At 52.7% G+C, this 16360-nt stretch carries 17 protein-coding genes; 16 read left to right on the forward strand and 1 reads right to left on the reverse strand.

What is annotated here, in order from left to right; translation table 11 throughout:
* Positions 1–10 precede the first annotated feature (10 nt).
* The 11 genes from fabD to tnpA all read left to right on the forward strand — a co-directional run bounded on the left by fabD (position 11) and on the right by tnpA (position 10263).
* Positions 11–940: an ACP S-malonyltransferase gene (gene fabD, locus I6L74_RS16325; protein ID WP_059178308.1), complete on the forward strand. Its 930-nt coding sequence runs from the start codon at positions 11–13 to the stop codon at positions 938–940.
* A gap of 12 nt (positions 941–952) precedes the next feature.
* On the forward strand, positions 953–1687 hold the full coding sequence (gene fabG / locus I6L74_RS16330; protein WP_012017004.1) for a 3-oxoacyl-ACP reductase FabG: 735 nt from the start codon (positions 953–955) through the stop codon (positions 1685–1687).
* A gap of 277 nt (positions 1688–1964) precedes the next feature.
* Entirely contained in the window at positions 1965–2201 is a 237-nt protein-coding gene (gene acpP / locus I6L74_RS16335) for an acyl carrier protein (RefSeq protein ID WP_003857954.1), read from the forward strand.
* Between the two features lie 92 nt (positions 2202–2293).
* The gene (fabF, locus tag I6L74_RS16340; RefSeq protein WP_012017005.1) at positions 2294–3535 is read left to right on the forward strand and encodes a beta-ketoacyl-ACP synthase II; all 1242 of its coding nucleotides are present in this window, start codon (positions 2294–2296) and stop codon (positions 3533–3535) included.
* 123 nt (positions 3536–3658) lie between these two features.
* On the forward strand, positions 3659–4474 hold the full coding sequence (pabC, locus tag I6L74_RS16345; protein WP_059178307.1) for an aminodeoxychorismate lyase: 816 nt from the start codon (positions 3659–3661) through the stop codon (positions 4472–4474).
* A complete protein-coding gene (yceG, locus tag I6L74_RS16350; RefSeq protein ID WP_059178306.1) occupies positions 4471–5493 on the forward strand; it encodes a cell division protein YceG in 1023 nt (340 codons plus the stop codon). Before pabC ends, yceG begins: the two co-directional genes overlap by 4 nt.
* Complete coding sequence (tmk, locus tag I6L74_RS16355) at positions 5483–6124, forward strand: dTMP kinase (RefSeq protein ID WP_059178305.1); 642 nt, start codon at positions 5483–5485, stop codon at positions 6122–6124. The genes yceG and tmk overlap by 11 nt, the downstream gene beginning before the upstream one ends.
* Positions 6121–7125: a DNA polymerase III subunit delta' gene (holB, locus tag I6L74_RS16360; protein ID WP_059178304.1), complete on the forward strand. Its 1005-nt coding sequence runs from the start codon at positions 6121–6123 to the stop codon at positions 7123–7125. Before tmk ends, holB begins: the two co-directional genes overlap by 4 nt.
* A 10-nt stretch (positions 7126–7135) precedes the next feature.
* Positions 7136–7930 carry a metal-dependent hydrolase gene (locus I6L74_RS16365; protein ID WP_059178303.1) on the forward strand — a complete coding sequence of 265 codons (795 nt, stop codon included), beginning with the start codon at positions 7136–7138 and terminating at the stop codon, positions 7928–7930.
* 297 nt (positions 7931–8227) lie between these two features.
* On the forward strand, positions 8228–9661 hold the full coding sequence (ptsG, locus tag I6L74_RS16370; protein WP_059178302.1) for a PTS glucose transporter subunit IIBC: 1434 nt from the start codon (positions 8228–8230) through the stop codon (positions 9659–9661).
* A 167-nt stretch (positions 9662–9828) separates the two neighbouring features.
* Positions 9829–10263 carry an IS200/IS605 family transposase gene (gene tnpA, locus I6L74_RS16375; protein ID WP_059178301.1) on the forward strand — a complete coding sequence of 145 codons (435 nt, stop codon included), beginning with the start codon at positions 9829–9831 and terminating at the stop codon, positions 10261–10263.
* 295 nt (positions 10264–10558) lie between these two features.
* Here the strand turns inward: tnpA and fhuE are convergent, their stop codons facing one another.
* Positions 10559–12742, reverse strand: a complete 2184-nt coding sequence (gene fhuE, locus I6L74_RS16380) for a ferric-rhodotorulic acid/ferric-coprogen receptor FhuE (RefSeq protein WP_059178734.1) — start codon at positions 12740–12742, stop codon at positions 10559–10561.
* Positions 12743–13095: 353 nt separating this feature from the next.
* On the opposite strand from fhuE, the gene hinT reads away from it, so the two are divergent.
* The 5 genes from hinT to nagZ are packed head-to-tail and all read left to right on the forward strand — an operon-like array spanning position 13096 to position 16334.
* Positions 13096–13455 (forward strand): purine nucleoside phosphoramidase, encoded by a 360-nt coding sequence (gene hinT, locus I6L74_RS16385; protein ID WP_059178300.1) that lies wholly within the window; start codon positions 13096–13098, stop codon positions 13453–13455.
* A gap of 1 nt (position 13456) precedes the next feature.
* On the forward strand, positions 13457–13831 hold the full coding sequence (locus I6L74_RS16390) for a YcfL family putative periplasmic lipoprotein (protein ID WP_059178299.1): 375 nt from the start codon (positions 13457–13459) through the stop codon (positions 13829–13831).
* 13 nt (positions 13832–13844) lie between these two features.
* Entirely contained in the window at positions 13845–14492 is a 648-nt protein-coding gene (gene lpoB / locus I6L74_RS16395; protein ID WP_096759578.1) for a penicillin-binding protein activator LpoB, read from the forward strand.
* Positions 14473–15297: a thiamine kinase gene (thiK, locus tag I6L74_RS16400; RefSeq protein WP_059178297.1), complete on the forward strand. Its 825-nt coding sequence runs from the start codon at positions 14473–14475 to the stop codon at positions 15295–15297. Before lpoB ends, thiK begins: the two co-directional genes overlap by 20 nt.
* A gap of 11 nt (positions 15298–15308) precedes the next feature.
* Complete coding sequence (gene nagZ, locus I6L74_RS16405) at positions 15309–16334, forward strand: beta-N-acetylhexosaminidase (protein ID WP_059178296.1); 1026 nt, start codon at positions 15309–15311, stop codon at positions 16332–16334.
* Positions 16335–16360 lie beyond the last annotated feature (26 nt).

Raw genomic sequence — 16360 nt, forward strand, 5'->3', positions numbered from 1 at the left:
AGGATTAAAAATGACGCAATTTGCTTTTGTGTTCCCGGGCCAAGGGTCTCAGGCAGTTGGGATGTTGTCTGATTTAGCGGCAAACAACCCTATTATCGAAGAGACTTTCCGTGAAGCTTCTGATGCTCTGGGTTATGATCTTTGGGCGTTGACTCAGCAGGGGCCAGCAGAAGAGCTGAATAAGACCTGGCAAACCCAGCCTGCGTTACTGACGGCATCAGTGGCGTTATGGCGTGTATGGCAGCAGCAGGGCGGCAAAACCCCAGCGCTGTTGGCGGGTCACAGCCTGGGTGAATACTCTGCGCTGGTTTGTGCGGGCGTGATTGCTTTTGCTGATGCCGTACGCCTGGTAGAAATGCGTGGCAAATTCATGCAGGAAGCGGTGCCAGAAGGCACCGGTGCGATGTCTGCAATCATCGGGCTAGATGACGCTTCTATTGCCAAAGCCTGTGAAGAATCAGCAGAAGGTCAGGTTGTTTCACCGGTGAACTTTAACTCGCCGGGCCAGGTGGTTATTGCCGGGAACAAAGAAGCCGTTGAACGCGCAGGCGCCGCCTGTAAAGCTGCGGGCGCGAAGCGTGCGCTGCCACTGCCTGTCAGCGTTCCGTCTCACTGCGCGCTGATGAAACCGGCTGCTGTTAAGCTGGCGGCAGAACTCGAAAAAATTACGTTTAACGCACCCGCTGTGCCTGTCGTGAACAATGTTGATGTGAAATGCGAAACGGCGCCGGAAGCGATTCGCGATGCGCTTGTTCGCCAGCTTTATAGCCCGGTGCAGTGGACCAAAACCGTTGAGTTTATGGCCTCGCAGGGCGTTGAGCATCTTTTTGAAGCCGGTCCGGGAAAAGTCCTGACCGGTCTGACAAAACGTATTGTTGATACCATGACTGCATCGGCTATTAACGAGCCGGAAGCCCTGTCAGCGGCACTCTCGCAATAAAAGAGGAATACCATGAGTTTTGAAGGAAAAATCGCGCTGGTAACGGGCGCAAGCCGCGGTATCGGACGTGCAATCGCTGAAACACTTGTCGCGCGTGGCGCGAAAGTCATTGGTACAGCTACCAGTGAAAATGGCGCTCAAGCCATCAGCGAATACTTAGGTGCAAATGGTAAAGGCCTGGTACTGAATGTGACCGATCCTGCATCTATCGAATCTGTTCTTGGAAATATTCGCGCAGAGTTTGGCGAAGTTGATATTCTGGTAAATAATGCCGGTATCACTCGTGACAACCTCCTGATGCGAATGAAAGATGATGAGTGGGACGATATTATCGAAACCAACCTGTCATCAGTATTCCGTCTGTCAAAAGCGGTAATGCGCGCTATGATGAAAAAGCGTTATGGTCGCATTATCACTATTGGTTCTGTGGTCGGTACCATGGGAAATGCTGGTCAGGCCAACTACGCTGCGGCGAAAGCGGGTCTGATTGGTTTCAGTAAGTCGCTGGCGCGTGAAATTGCGTCTCGCGGCATTACTGTTAACGTTGTTGCTCCGGGCTTTATTGAAACGGACATGACGCGTGCGCTGACTGATGATCAGCGTGCGGGTACACTGGCGGCAGTTCCTGCGGGGCGTTTAGGCTCCCCAAATGAAATCGCCAGTGCGGTGGCATTTTTAGCCTCTGACGAAGCGGGTTACATCACTGGTGAAACCCTCCACGTCAACGGCGGGATGTACATGGTTTAACCACGAATTACACAAAATCATTCAGGTTGGATCAAGGCGGCATGGCCGGGAAGACCAGGCGCATAGATTACTCTGTGACCGGGATCTGAGGGCGCTACCAACAAAGAAGCGGCCTGAATGAAGAAGTGTAGAAAAAAATTTGCGTTATTAGGGCGAAAGGCCGCAAAATAACGTAAAATCGTGGTGAGACTTGCCGGGATTTAGTTGCAAATTTTTCAACATTTTATACACTACGAAAACCATCGCGAAAGCGAGTTTTGATAGGAAATTTAAGAGTATGAGCACTATCGAAGAACGCGTTAAGAAAATTATCGGCGAGCAGCTGGGCGTTAAGCAGGAAGAAGTTGTGAACTCCGCTTCCTTTGTTGAAGACCTGGGCGCAGATTCTCTTGACACCGTTGAGCTGGTAATGGCTCTGGAAGAAGAGTTTGATACTGAGATTCCGGACGAAGAAGCTGAGAAAATCACCACCGTTCAGGCTGCCATTGATTACATCAACGGTCACCAGGCGTAAGTGAACATCTCCAGGCGGTCATTCGACCGCCTGAGTTTTATCTTTTTCATTAACCACCACTCTCTTTTTTTATCCCTCCCTGGAGGACATACGTGTCTAAGCGTCGTGTAGTTGTGACCGGACTTGGCATGTTGTCTCCTGTCGGCAATACCGTAGAGTCCACCTGGAAAGCTCTCCTTGCCGGTCAGAGCGGCATCAGCCTAATCGACCATTTCGATACTAGCGCCTACGCAACGAAATTTGCTGGCTTAGTAAAGGATTTTAACTGTGAAGAATTCATCTCACGCAAAGAACAGCGCAAGATGGATGCCTTCATTCAATATGGAATTGTCGCTGGCGTTCAGGCCATGCAGGATTCTGGCCTTGAAATAACGGAAGAGAACGCTACCCGAATTGGTGCCGCTATTGGCTCCGGGATTGGCGGTCTAGGTCTGATCGAGGAAAACCATACCTCTTTGGTCAATGGTGGCCCACGTAAGATCAGCCCATTCTTCGTTCCGTCCACGATTGTTAACATGGTGGCCGGTCACCTGACCATCATGTTTGGCCTCCGTGGCCCAAGCATCTCTATCGCAACTGCCTGTACTTCTGGTGTGCATAACATCGGCCAGGCTGCGCGTATCATCGCTTACGGTGATGCCGACGCAATGGTTGCGGGTGGTGCAGAAAAAGCCAGTACCCCGCTGGGTGTGGGTGGTTTCGGTGCAGCGCGTGCGCTGTCTACCCGTAACGATAACCCTCAGGCGGCAAGTCGTCCGTGGGACAAAGACCGTGATGGTTTTGTTCTGGGTGACGGTGCTGGCATGATCGTACTCGAAGAGTATGAGCACGCGAAAAAACGCGGTGCGAAAATTTATGCTGAAATCATTGGCTTCGGCATGAGTAGTGATGCTTATCACATGACCTCACCACCGGAAGATGGCGCAGGTGCTGCGCTGGCAATGGTTAATGCTATTCGCGATGCCGGTATCGAACCGGGCCAGATTGGCTATGTGAACGCTCACGGCACCTCGACACCTGCTGGCGATAAAGCCGAAACGCAGGCTGTTAAATCAGTCTTTGGCGAGGCAGCAAGCCGCATTATGGTGAGCTCAACCAAATCCATGACCGGTCACCTGTTGGGTGCGGCAGGTGCGGTAGAGTCAATCTACTCCATCCTGGCGTTGCGCGATCAGGCTGTTCCGCCAACCATTAACCTGGATAATCCAGATGAAGGTTGCGACCTGGATTTCGTACCGCACGAAGCACGTCAGGTTACTGGCCTGGAGTATACCCTGTGTAACTCCTTTGGATTTGGCGGTACGAATGGTTCTCTGATCTTTAAAAAGATCTGAAGCCCGCTGCCAGATTGCGTTAAATGAAAAGGTCCGCTTGTCGGGCCTTTTTTATTCCGTTTTTTCCCCTTGTTCTGCATTATTCGTCCTGCCAAACTATTTGGCCATGCAAAAGGAGCGACCATGTTCTTCATTAATGGCCACATGCAGGATTCTCTTCCCGCAAACGACAGGGCGATCCAGTTTGGCGATGGCTGTTTCACGACAGCGCGCATCGTCAACAGTGAGGTGTGTTTTCTTGCCGCGCATCTCCAGCGTTTGCAGAGTGCATGCGAAAGACTGCTCATCCCCTTCGAACAGTGGCCCGAGCTCCAGCGCGAAATGCGTGAAATGGCTCTGGGAAATGAGCAGGGTGTTTTGAAAGTGATCATTAGCCGTGGCAGCGGGGGACGTGGATACAGCGCGGCCAGCTGTCATCAGCCGACGCGTATTCTCTCTGTTTCTGATTATCCCGCACATTATGACGCCTGGCGCCGTGAAGGCATCACCTTAGAATTGAGTCCCGTTCGACTCGGCCGTAATCCCATGCTGGCGGGAATCAAACATCTCAATCGGCTTGAACAGGTCTTAATCCGTACTCATCTTGAACAGTCAGGGGCAGATGAAGCTCTGGTTCTTGACAGTGAAGGGTTCATTACGGAATGCTGTGCGGCCAATTTACTCTGGCGTAAAGGGAATGAGGTGTTGACGCCGAAAGTCGATCAGGCTGGCGTCAATGGCATCATGCGGCAGTATTGTTTGCAACAACTGGCACAAGCTGGCTTTCGCGTTGTCGAAATTAACGCAGGCGAAGACGCACTTTTGGCTGCCGATGAGGTGGTCATTTGCAATGCGTTGATGCCGGTCGTACCCGTTCGCAGTTACGGTGAACGCTGCTGGTCGTCGCGTGAGTTGTACTCGTTCTTAGCCCCACTGTGTGAGCAAGTGAAATCGTCATGAAAAAAATGTTGCGTTTTGTCCTCCTGCTTATCGTTGTGCTGGGTATTGCAGGCGGGGTAGGACTATGGAAAGTTCGCCAGATGGCGGACAGTAAAATTCTGATTAAAGAAGAGACTGTTTTCACATTGAAAGCAGGAACCGGGCGTCTGGCGCTGGGTGAACAGCTTTACAGCGACAAAGTGATTAACCGTCCGCGCGTATTCCAGTGGCTGCTGCGTATTGAGCCGGAGCTGTCTCACTTTAAGGCCGGGACCTATCGCTTCACGCCAGGTATGACGGTAAGAGAGATGCTGGAACTGCTGGAGAGTGGAAAAGAGGCGCAATTCCCCCTGCGATTCGTGGAAGGTATGCGTCTGAGTGACTACCTGAAACAGCTCCGCGACGCGCCTTATATCAGCCATACGCTGAAAGATGACAGCTACGCCACCGTTGCGGACGTCCTTAAGCTGGAACATCCGGAATGGGTCGAAGGCTGGTTCTGGCCCGACACCTGGATGTACACCGCCGGAACAACCGATGTGGCTATTCTTAAACGTGCGCACACTAAAATGGTGACGGCCGTTGATAAAGCCTGGGAAGGGCGCGCGGAAGGGCTGCCTTATCAGGATAAAAATCAGTTTGTGACAATGGCGTCAATCGTTGAAAAAGAGACGGCTGTCGCACGCGAGCGCGATCAGGTGGCGTCGGTATTCATCAATCGCCTGCGTATCGGTATGCGTCTGCAAACCGATCCGACGGTGATTTATGGCATGGGTGAAGACTACAAGGGCAAGATCACGCGTAAGGATCTGGAGACGCCAACCGCGTATAATACTTACGTGATTAGCGGCTTACCGCCTGGACCGATTGCCACGCCGAGTCAAGCCTCTCTGGATGCTGCGGCACATCCGGCAAAAACACCGTATCTCTATTTTGTGGCCGATGGCAAAGGTGGGCACACCTTTAACACCAACCTGGTGAGTCACAATCGCTCGGTTCAGGACTATCTGAAAGCACTTAAGGAAAAAAATGCGCAGTAATTACATCGTCATTGAGGGGCTGGAAGGCGCCGGGAAAACCACGGCACGAAATGTGGTGGTGGACACACTTAAAGAACTCGGCATCGAGCAGATGGTTTTCACCCGGGAACCGGGTGGCACACAACTGGCCGAGAAGCTCAGAAGCCTGGTGCTGGACATCAAATCCGTTGGCGACGAAGCGATCGACGTGAAAGCCGAAGTGCTGATGTTTTACGCTGCGCGCGTGCAGCTGGTAGAAACGGTGATTAAACCCGCGCTGGCGGAAGGCCAGTGGGTGATCGGGGATCGCCATGATTTATCTACGCAGGCTTATCAGGGCGGTGGTCGAGGTATTGATCAACAGATGCTGGCAACACTGCGTAACGCTGTGCTGGGTGATTTTCGCCCAAACCTGACGCTTTATCTGGATGTGACCCCAGAAGTGGGTCTGAAGCGTGCCCGTGCCCGCGGTGAGCTGGATCGTATCGAACAAGAGTCATTGGATTTCTTTAATCGCACCCGCGCCCGTTATTTAGAATTGGCCGCGCAGGATGACTCGATTCGTACGATTGACGCCACGCAGTCGCTTGAGGATGTCACGCGCTCTATTCGTGAGACCATCACCGCATGGTTACAGGAGCAACAGGCATGAAATGGTATCCATGGTTGCGTCCGCACTTTGATCAGCTGATAAGCAGCTATCAGGCCGGTCGGGGGCATCATGCGCTACTGATTCAGGCGTTACCCGGTATGGGTGACGACGCCCTCATTTATGCACTCACGCGTTTTTTAATGTGCCAGCAGCCAGAAGGGCATAAAAGCTGTGGAAAGTGTCGTGGTTGCCAGCTGATGCAGGCAGGCACACATCCAGATTACTACACTCTGGAACCTGAAAAGGGTAAGAGCTCGCTCGGTATTGATGCCGTGCGCGAAGTCAGCGAAAAACTTTACGAGCACGCCAGACTGGGTGGGGCGAAAGTCGTCTGGCTGAAAGATGCGGCTCTCCTGACCGAGGCGGCCGCCAACGCGCTGTTAAAAACGCTGGAAGAGCCACCTGAAAAAACCTGGTTCTTTATGTCGTGCCGTGAACCGGGACGATTGCTGGCGACGCTGCGCAGTCGTTGTAGGCTGCATCATCTTGCCGCCCCCTCAGAAGCATGGGCATTAACCTGGCTTGAGCGAGAAGTGACGGTGTCACAAGATGCTGCGTTAACGGCGCTTAGATTGAGCAGCGGGGCACCCGCTGCGGCGTTGGAACTGCTGCAAAAAGAGCGCTGGGACCAGCGTGAGCAGCTCTGTCAAGCATTCAGCCAGGCTCTGGACTCCCGTGATTGGTTCAGTCTGGTGAGCACCCTGAACCACGATCAGGCCACGTCACGGTTGCACTGGCTGGCTTCCTTACTGTTGGACGCGCTAAAACTTCAGCAAAGCGCCACGCTTCTAAGCAACGCCGATGCCTGGCCGCTGGTGAACACGCTGGCAAACCAACTTTCTGATGCTAAATTGCGTGCCATTCTTCATGATATTTGCGCTTGCCGCGAACAACTGTTGACGGTCACTGGACTCAATCGCGAACTGGTGCTCACCGATCTTTTCCTGCGTATCGAACGTTACTTACAACCCGGCGCGCTGCTGCCTGCTTCCCATCTCTGAGAGAGACATTATGTTTTTAGTCGACTCACACTGCCATCTCGATGGCCTGGATTATCAATCTCTGCACAAAAACGTGGATGACGTGCTTGAAAAAGCCGCCGCTCGCGATGTGAAATTTTGTCTGGCGGTCGCCACCACGTTACCCGGATACCGCTCCATGCGCGATCTGGTCGGCGAGCGCGACAACGTTGTTTTCTCCTGCGGCGTGCACCCGCTGAATCAGGATGAAGAGTATGACGTAGAAGCGTTGCGTCGTATGGCGGCGGAAGAGGGCGTTGTAGCGATGGGGGAGACAGGGCTGGATTATTTTTACACGCCAGAAACAAAACCGCGTCAGCAAGAGTCGTTTCGCCATCACATCCGTATCGGACGCGAGCTGAACAAACCGGTTATCGTGCACACCCGCGATGCACGCGCTGACACACTGGCCATCCTTCAGGAAGAAAACGTGACGGATTGCGGTGGCGTACTACACTGTTTCACAGAAGACAGAGAAACGGCGGGTAAGCTGCTTGATTTAGGTTTTTATATCTCGTTTTCGGGGATCGTGACGTTTCGTAACGCTGAGCAACTGCGTGATGCTGCGCGTTATGTGCCTCTCGACCGTATTCTGGTGGAAACAGACTCTCCTTATCTGGCACCGGTACCGCATCGCGGTAAAGAAAATCAGCCAGCCATGACGAGAGACGTGGCTGAGTATATGGCCGTACTGAAAGGCGTGAGCCTTGAAGAGCTGGCTCGTGCCACCACGGAAAACTTTGCCAGCCTGTTCCACATCGACTCTGCCCGCCTGCAATCTCGTTGAAAGACCTGTTTTTTTTAGGCTCGTAATTAATAAACAAAGCGAGTAAAGTTCACCGCCTTATTTGGGGCGGTGACAGTGTTTTTTGACATATCTGGACATGCTTTTTGTAAATAACTGCAAGTTTTTCGATCGTCATAAGCTGAAACGTGATAGCCGTCAAACAAAGTCTCAGGGATTTATTTTACCCTGTGTAATAAATAAAGGGCGCTTAGATGTCCTGTCCACGGCGCGGTTCTCCCCCCGTGTCCATGCGTGAAAGCGTAAAAAAAAGCACAAATACTCAGGAGCACTCTCAATATGTTTAAGAATGCATTTGCTAACCTGCAAAAGGTCGGTAAATCGCTGATGCTGCCAGTATCCGTACTGCCTATCGCAGGTATCCTGCTGGGCGTCGGTTCTGCAAACTTCAGCTGGCTGCCAGCCGTAGTCTCTCACGTGATGGCCGAAGCAGGCGGTTCTGTTTTTGCTAACATGCCGCTGATCTTCGCGATCGGTGTCGCTCTGGGCTTCACCAATAACGACGGTGTATCCGCTCTGGCTTCCGTTGTGGCTTACGGCATCATGGTGAAAACCATGGCTGTGGTTGCGCCGCTGGTACTGCACTTACCTGCTGAAGAAATCGCAGCGAAACACCTGGCTGATACTGGTGTTCTCGGCGGTATCATCTCGGGTGCTATTGCAGCCTATATGTTCAACCGCTTCTATCGCATCAAGCTGCCAGAATATCTGGGCTTCTTCGCGGGCAAGCGTTTTGTCCCTATCATTTCTGGTCTGGCAGCGATTTTCACCGGTGTGGTCCTGTCCTTCATCTGGCCACCGATTGGTTCCGCAATCCAGACCTTCTCTCAGTGGGCTGCATACCAGAACCCGGTTGTCGCGTTCGGTATCTACGGTTTCGTTGAGCGCTGCCTGGTGCCGTTTGGTCTGCACCACATCTGGAACGTTCCTTTCCAGATGCAGATTGGTGAATACACCAACGCTGCAGGTCAGGTGTTCCACGGCGATATCCCACGTTATATGGCAGGTGACCCAACTGCAGGCAAACTGTCTGGTGGCTTCCTGTTCAAAATGTACGGTCTGCCGGCTGCTGCGATTGCTATCTGGCACTCTGCTAAACCAGAGAACCGTGCAAAAGTGGGCGGTATCATGATTTCCGCAGCGTTGACCTCGTTCCTGACCGGTATCACCGAGCCGATCGAGTTCTCCTTCATGTTCGTTGCGCCGATCCTGTACATCATCCACGCGGTTCTGGCGGGCCTGGCGTTCCCAATCTGTATCCTGTTGGGTATGCGTGACGGTACCTCGTTCTCGCACGGTCTGATCGACTTCATCGTGCTGTCTGGTAACAGCAGCAAGCTGTGGCTGTTCCCTATCGTGGGTGCGTGCTACGCAGTGGCGTACTACACCATCTTCCGTGTGCTGATCAAAGCACTGGACCTGAAAACACCAGGTCGTGAAGATGCGTCTGACGACGTGAAAGCGACTGCGACCGGCGAAATGGCTCCAGCACTCGTTGCGGCATTCGGCGGTAAAGAAAACATCACTAACCTGGACGCGTGTATCACCCGTCTGCGTGTCAGTGTTGCTGATATCGCTAAAGTCGACCAGCCTGGCCTGAAGAAATTGGGCGCAGCGGGCGTAGTTGTTGCAGGTTCTGGTGTTCAGGCCATCTTCGGAACCAAATCCGATAACCTGAAAACCGAAATGGATGAGTACATCCGCAGCAACTAAGTGGTGATTTGGGGAGACTAAGGCAGCCGAATGGCTGCCTTTTTTATTGTCACCCCTAAACCACCTCCTGGGGAGGTGGTGATTGATCCTGTAAGGCTATAGCCTGAAGAATGCCCATGCCGGAATATCTCTGCTTACTCACCACAAGTAAAAGGAGACAAACCGACATGGGGCTTTACAGGAGTTCATCACATGTATATTGGCGTTGCAAATACCACATAGTGTGGACGCCAAAGTACCGTTTCAGGATCCTGAAAGATAAGCCTGGCAAGGAACTGTATAGGACGATCTATATTCTCTGTGGAATAAAAGATTGTGAGGTCCTTGAGCTAAATATTCAGCCAGATCATGTACATCTTGTCGTAATCGTTCCACCCAAAATCTCAATATCCACTCTGATGGGGCATCTGAAAGGGCGTAGTGCAATCAGGCTCTACAACCGTTTTCCACACATCAGGAAAAAATTATGGGGAAACCATTTTTGGTCCCGTGGGTATTTTGTCGATACGGTTGGGGTGAATGAAGAAATTATCAGACGATACGTGCGGCATCAGGAGAAAACGGAACAAACGCATGAACAGCAGATGGAATTGCTAGAGTAGGAACAGAAGGTGATAATCGCCCCCCTTACAGGGGGCATTCTCAAAAGCCACCTTCTAAGAAGGTGGTCTTTTACTGCCAACTGAAAACCACGTCCTGTGGGCGTGGTCATCAACAGGTTTTGGCTCTGACTTATTGTCATTGGATTTAAATCCAACAGGACTGGTAGAGACTTCTTTTTAAGGGGTTGGGTACGCCCTTTTAGGGCGCAATCAATGCCGGCTTCTATGAAGGCGGATTTTTATTGCCCGAAATAAAAAGGGAGCCCTCTGGCTCCCTTTGCATACCGTTAATAACTTAGAACTGATAGCTGGCCGTTACGCTAACGTTGCGTGGTTCGCCATAAACAAGTGAACCCTGGACATTGGTATCGTAGGTTTTATCGAACAGGTTGTTCAGGTTACCCTGTACGGAGAGGTTTTTCGTCACCTGATAGCGGGTGAACAAGTCAACCAGCGCGTAGCTACCCTGTTCGGCACGCCATGTGCCATAAGGTGTCGCAACATCGCTGTAGACACTGTTCTGCCAGTTAACGCCACCGCCAACGGTCAAGGCAGGCAGTGCCGGCAGACGGTAACGGGTGAACAGTTTAACCGTCGTGCGTGGCAGATTCGGGTTAACCGCCTTGCCATCGCTATCTTCTGCGACGTAACGCGTTGCGCCAAAGGTCATCTGCCAGTTATCGGTCAGAGCGCCGTTGAGTTCAAATTCCACGCCTTTACTGACGGTGCCATCAACACCTTCATAAGCCGTATCGGTTGATCCCTGAATCGTTCGACCAGTGCTTTGCGCCACGTTATCTTGTTCAATACGGAACACGGACAAGGTAGTGGTCAGGCGGCTGTTCATCCAGTCAGATTTCAAACCGACTTCATAGTTATTACCGGTGACAGGCGAGAGGTATGTGCCCGAACTGTCGCGATAATTTTGTGGCTGGAAGATAGAGGTATAGCTTGCGTAAGTCGACCAGTTATCGTCGATGTCAAACACCAGGCCGGCGTAAGGCGTGGTGTGATTTTTCTCCATACCATACGTCATAGTATCGACACGCCAGTTGGTGTAACGAGCGCCAAGGATCAAGTGCAGCGGGTCAGCCAGAGAGATACGGGTCGCGGCATACAGCGACTTCATATAGGTTTTGTCATCCTGGGCGAGGCTTTGTGATCCCCAGTTTGTCTCCGGGAAATTGCCGTCGTAGTCATAGAAACTGCCCAGTTCATCAGGGAAAACGTTCGCCCATGAGTTGGTGTAACGGTTGGTCTGACGACTGTAGCTGCCACCAAACATCACGGTATGCTGATGGCCTAACAGCTCGTAACCGCCGTCCGCGAACAGATCCACTGCGTCTACTTTACGTTTGCCGCTGTTCCAGCCTGTACCACCAACATAACCAAAGTCAGGGCCATAATTGACGTAGGGACCGGTCAACATACCGGTACTTTTATCAACGTAGGCATCGAGGTACATGGCTTTACTGTCGAACTTCGCTTCGGTATGGGTCGCATTCAGCGTGGCTTGCCAGTTGTCTGCAAAGCGCTGCTTCACCGTCGCAAAGAATTTGTTGAACTCTTTGTCGTTGTAAGCCCAGTCCGGTGCAGTGCTGTGTGCGCGATCGTAATGTCTCACGCTTCCATCGGTATTCCAGCGCGGTAAGCCGCCCCAGGTCTGATTGTTAACGTCGATACGTTGATATTCATACCCTGCGGACAGCGACGTCGTCTCGCCTAAGTCTGCGTCAACAATTCCAGAGAAGAAGGTTTTCTTTTGATTGTATCGGTCAAGCCAGGAGTCGTTGTCCTGATAACCGGCCACGATACGCGCGCGAACATTGCCATCATCAGTCAACGGACTTTGCATATCCATGACATAGCGCTGTTTGTTCCAGCTACCATATTCCGCAGAAAGATTGCCTTTAAACTCACGGCTGGTGGCATGTTTACGCACCATGTTGATAGCAGCCGAAGGATTACCGGTTCCGGTCATCAATCCATTCGCACCACGCACGACTTCAATACGTTCAAACAGTGCAGTATCAGAAAGGGCGTCACCCAGGTTCCAGCGTGATTCGAAATAGGTCGGGATGCCATCAACCATGTAGTTATCAATCTGGAAACCGCGCGAGTAATAGCTGCTACGGTCGGAATCAGCGGTGCTTTTGCTGATCCCCATGGTGCTATCCATCACATCACCCAGCGTTTGTAATTGCTGATCTTCCATGCGCTGTTCGCTAACGATGGTGACAGACTGAGGAATATCGCGCTGCACCATCTGCATTTTGGTGCCAACGGTGGTCGTTTTTACGCTGTAATCCTGCTCGTCATTTGCAGTACCAGACTGAGAGCCGTCAACAATGACCGTATCTTCGGTTGGTGCGGCGAAACTTGCGGTAGGCATCAATGCCATAGCAATGCAGGCTGCCAGCAACGTGGGTGTTGCGGCAGGCTGACGTTGCCCATCCCTGGAGTGATTAATGAAAGACATCATCAAACCCTTTCTGAGTGAAGTGTGAATTTATTGCCCCAGTCCCGATAACGGTCGGGGGTCATTTCTATGTTAAAAATGCGCATGAAAATGCAAATGCGAAATATACGCATTAGGATTCGCTATGTAAACAGATGTAACTAGTTCACTTGAAATTATGTTTTAGTCCTGCTGAAAGGCAGGAAAGGTCACTCGGCGACCAGGAAATTCGCACTCAGGAAAGAAATCGAGGGATAAGGTTGAAAGGACAGGAGAAAGTCGCTCATACTCTTGTGTTGTGCCACAGAGCAACAGGTCGCCATAAGACTCTTACCGTGGTTGCCACACCAGACTAAACACACAAGGAAAACGTCATGGCTGAAGAAACCATTTTCAGTAAAATTATCCGCCGCGAAATTCCGGCCGATATCGTGTATCAGGATGAACTGGTCACGGCTTTCCGCGACATTTCGCCACAGGCACCGACACACATCCTTATTATCCCCAATATTCTGATTCCGACGGTCAACGACGTGAAAGCCGAGCATGAAGTGGCGTTAGGCCGTATGCTGACGGTAGCCGCGAAAATTGCTGAGCAGGAAGGCATTGCCGAGGACGGTTACCGTCTGATCATGAACTGTAATCGTCATGGCGGGCAGGAAGTTTATCATATTCACATGCATCTCCTGGGCGGTCGTCCGCTCGGATCGATGCTGGCGCATAAAGGTCTTTGACATGCAAAGAGGGCGTATTGCTGTTCTGGTATTGGCTATTGTGTTGGCGGGCTGTAGCTCGCGTCCCGCGATCCCGGTCAGCGATGAACAGACGCTGGTAATGGAATCGTCGGTTCTGGCTGCGGGGATCACCGCCGAGGCGCCGACATTGACGCTCAGCGACATCCAGCCATCGGCGTCCTCCACGCTCTATAACGAAAGACATGAGCCTGTCACCATCCATTATCGGTTTTTCTGGTATGACGTGAGAGGGCTGGAGATGCATCCGCTGGAAGCGCCACGCACCGCCGTTATTCCGGCAAATTCCTCTGTTACGCTTTATGGCAGCGCTAATTATCTGGGTGCGCATAAAGTCAGACTGTATCTTTATCTGTAAGGGGTAAACCTTGATTAGAAATTTGAGCCGTTACGCGCTCGTTACCGCTTTTGCACTCTTCCTGTCGGGCTGTATCACCCGCACAGAACAACAGCCCGCGCCGGTGGATGAGGCCAAACCGGGCACCGAGCAGCCCGCGCAACCGACACAGCCGGTGCCTACGGTGCCGTCCGTGCCAACTATTCCTGCGCAGCCAGGCCCAATCGAACATCCTGATCAAACCTCGCAGCCTGCGCCACGCGTACGTCACTATGACTGGAACGGCGCGATGCAACCGATGGTTGGCAAAATGTTGCAGGCGCAAGGGGTAACGGCAGGTAGCGTGTTGCTGGTGGACAGCGTGAATAACCGTACCAACGGAACGCTCAACGCCGGTGAAGCGACCGAAACCCTGCGCAATGCGCTGGCGAATAACGGCAAGTTTACGCTGGTGTCCGCACAGCAACTGGCCGTCGCGAAACAGCAACTGGGCCTTTCACCGCAGGACAGCCTGGGCTCGCGCAGCAAAGCAATGGGTATCGCGCGTAATGTAGGGGCACAATATGTCCTGTATTGCAACGCAACCGGCAACGTGAATACGCCAGCGCTGCAAATGCAGCTGATGCTGGTTCAGACAGGTGAAATTATCTGGTCAGGTAAAGGTGCCGTTTCGCAACAATAACGTCACGCGCGAAGACCTCATTTCGCGCTATTTCCCGTCGTATCGCCTTATCGCGCCGCAAACCTACGCCGGGTTTAGCGGCGCGAGCTGCATTATTGAGGAGGGCGAAAACCGTCTGGTTTTGCGTCAGCATCATGATGTGATAGCCCCCGCGTTTCATTTTCGTCGTCAATATAATGCCCTGAAGCGGCTTCCCTCGGATGTCGTGCCTGATCCGCGCTTCTTCAAGCATGGCTGGATGGCTGTTGAGTTTCTTGCGGGTGAGATTAAATCAGCGCTTCCCGATGCGCCAACGCTCGCGGGCATGCTGTATCATCTGCATCGGCAATCTCTCCTCGGCTGGCGTATCACGGTTTTGCCGCTTCTGGACTATTACTGGCAGCAGGCGGCACCCGGCAGGCATACACCTTTCTGGCTGGTAACGCTGAAGAGGTTGCGTACGCGCGGCGAACCGCAGCCGCTACGGCTAGCCCCATTGCATATGGATGTTCACGCCGGAAATATCGTGCATACCCGAACGGGCGAAAGGCTGATTGACTGGGAGTATGCCGGTGACGGAGATGTCGCACTGGAGCTGGCAGCGGTCTGGGCACCCACGGAAGATGCCCGGCTGGCGCTGATTCGCGCCTATGCACAGACGGCGAATATGAGCGTCCATGCGCTGGCGCAACAGGTAAAACGCTGGCGGCCGTGGGTGCTGATGCTGATGGCGGGCTGGTACGAGCTTCGCTTTAGCCAGTCGGGCGACAAACAATTTATTGCGCTGGCAGACGATGCCTGGCGACAGTTACAAACTAAAGGATAAGAGAGGTTCGTGTGGGTCCAGTAATGTTGGATGTCGAAGGGTATGAACTGGATGCGGAAGAGCGCGAGATTCTGGCGCATCCGCTTGTTGGGGGCCTGATTCTGTTTACCCGCAACTATCACGATCCAGAGCAGTTGCGCGAGCTTGTCCGCCAAATCCGCGCGGCATCGCGCAATCACCTGGTGGTGGCAGTGGATCAGGAAGGTGGGCGCGTTCAGCGTTTTCGTGACGGATTTACCCGTCTGCCTGCCGCACAATCATTCGCTGCGTTGATGGGAACAGAAGAGGGTGGCAATCTGGCGCAAGAGGCCGGCTGGCTGATGGCGAGCGAAATGATCGCCATGGATATCGACATCAGTTTTGCACCCGTGCTGGATGTGGGCCATATCAGCGCCGCAATTGGCGAGCGTTCATATCATGAAGATCCGCACATCGCCCTGGCGATGGCGACGCGGTTTATTGACGGAATGCATGATGCCGGGATGAAAACCACCGGTAAGCATTTCCCTGGACACGGGGCGGTCACGGCGGATTCGCACAAAGAGACACCGCGCGATCCGCGTCCGGAAGCGGAGATTCGCGCCAAGGATATGTCAGTGTTCCGCTCCCTGATTACCGACAATAAACTCGACGCCATCATGCCAGCGCATGTGATTTACAGTGATGTCGATCCGCGCCCGGCCAGCGGGTCCTCGCACTGGTTGCAAACGGTGTTGCGTAAAGAGCTCGGTTTTAACGGCGTGATTTTCTCTGATGATTTGTCGATGGAAGGGGCGGCGATTATGGGCAGCTACGCGGAGCGCGGACAAGCGTCGCTGGACGCAGGTTGCGATATGATCCTCGTCTGCAATAATCGTAAAGGTGCGGTGAGCGTGTTAGATAACCTGTCGCCGATCAATGCTGAACGTGTTACACAATTGTATCATAAAGATTCATTTAGCCGTCAGGAGCTGATGAGCAGCGCTCGCTGGAAAACGGTGAACGCGCAGCTCGAGGCACTCAATGAGCGCTGGCAGGCACACAAAGCGGGCCAATAACTATCCCGGAAGACGTAGTGTGGCGA

It is taken from the genome of Lelliottia amnigena (assembly GCF_019047465.1).
Classification (GTDB): Bacteria; Pseudomonadota; Gammaproteobacteria; order Enterobacterales; family Enterobacteriaceae; genus Enterobacter; species Enterobacter amnigenus.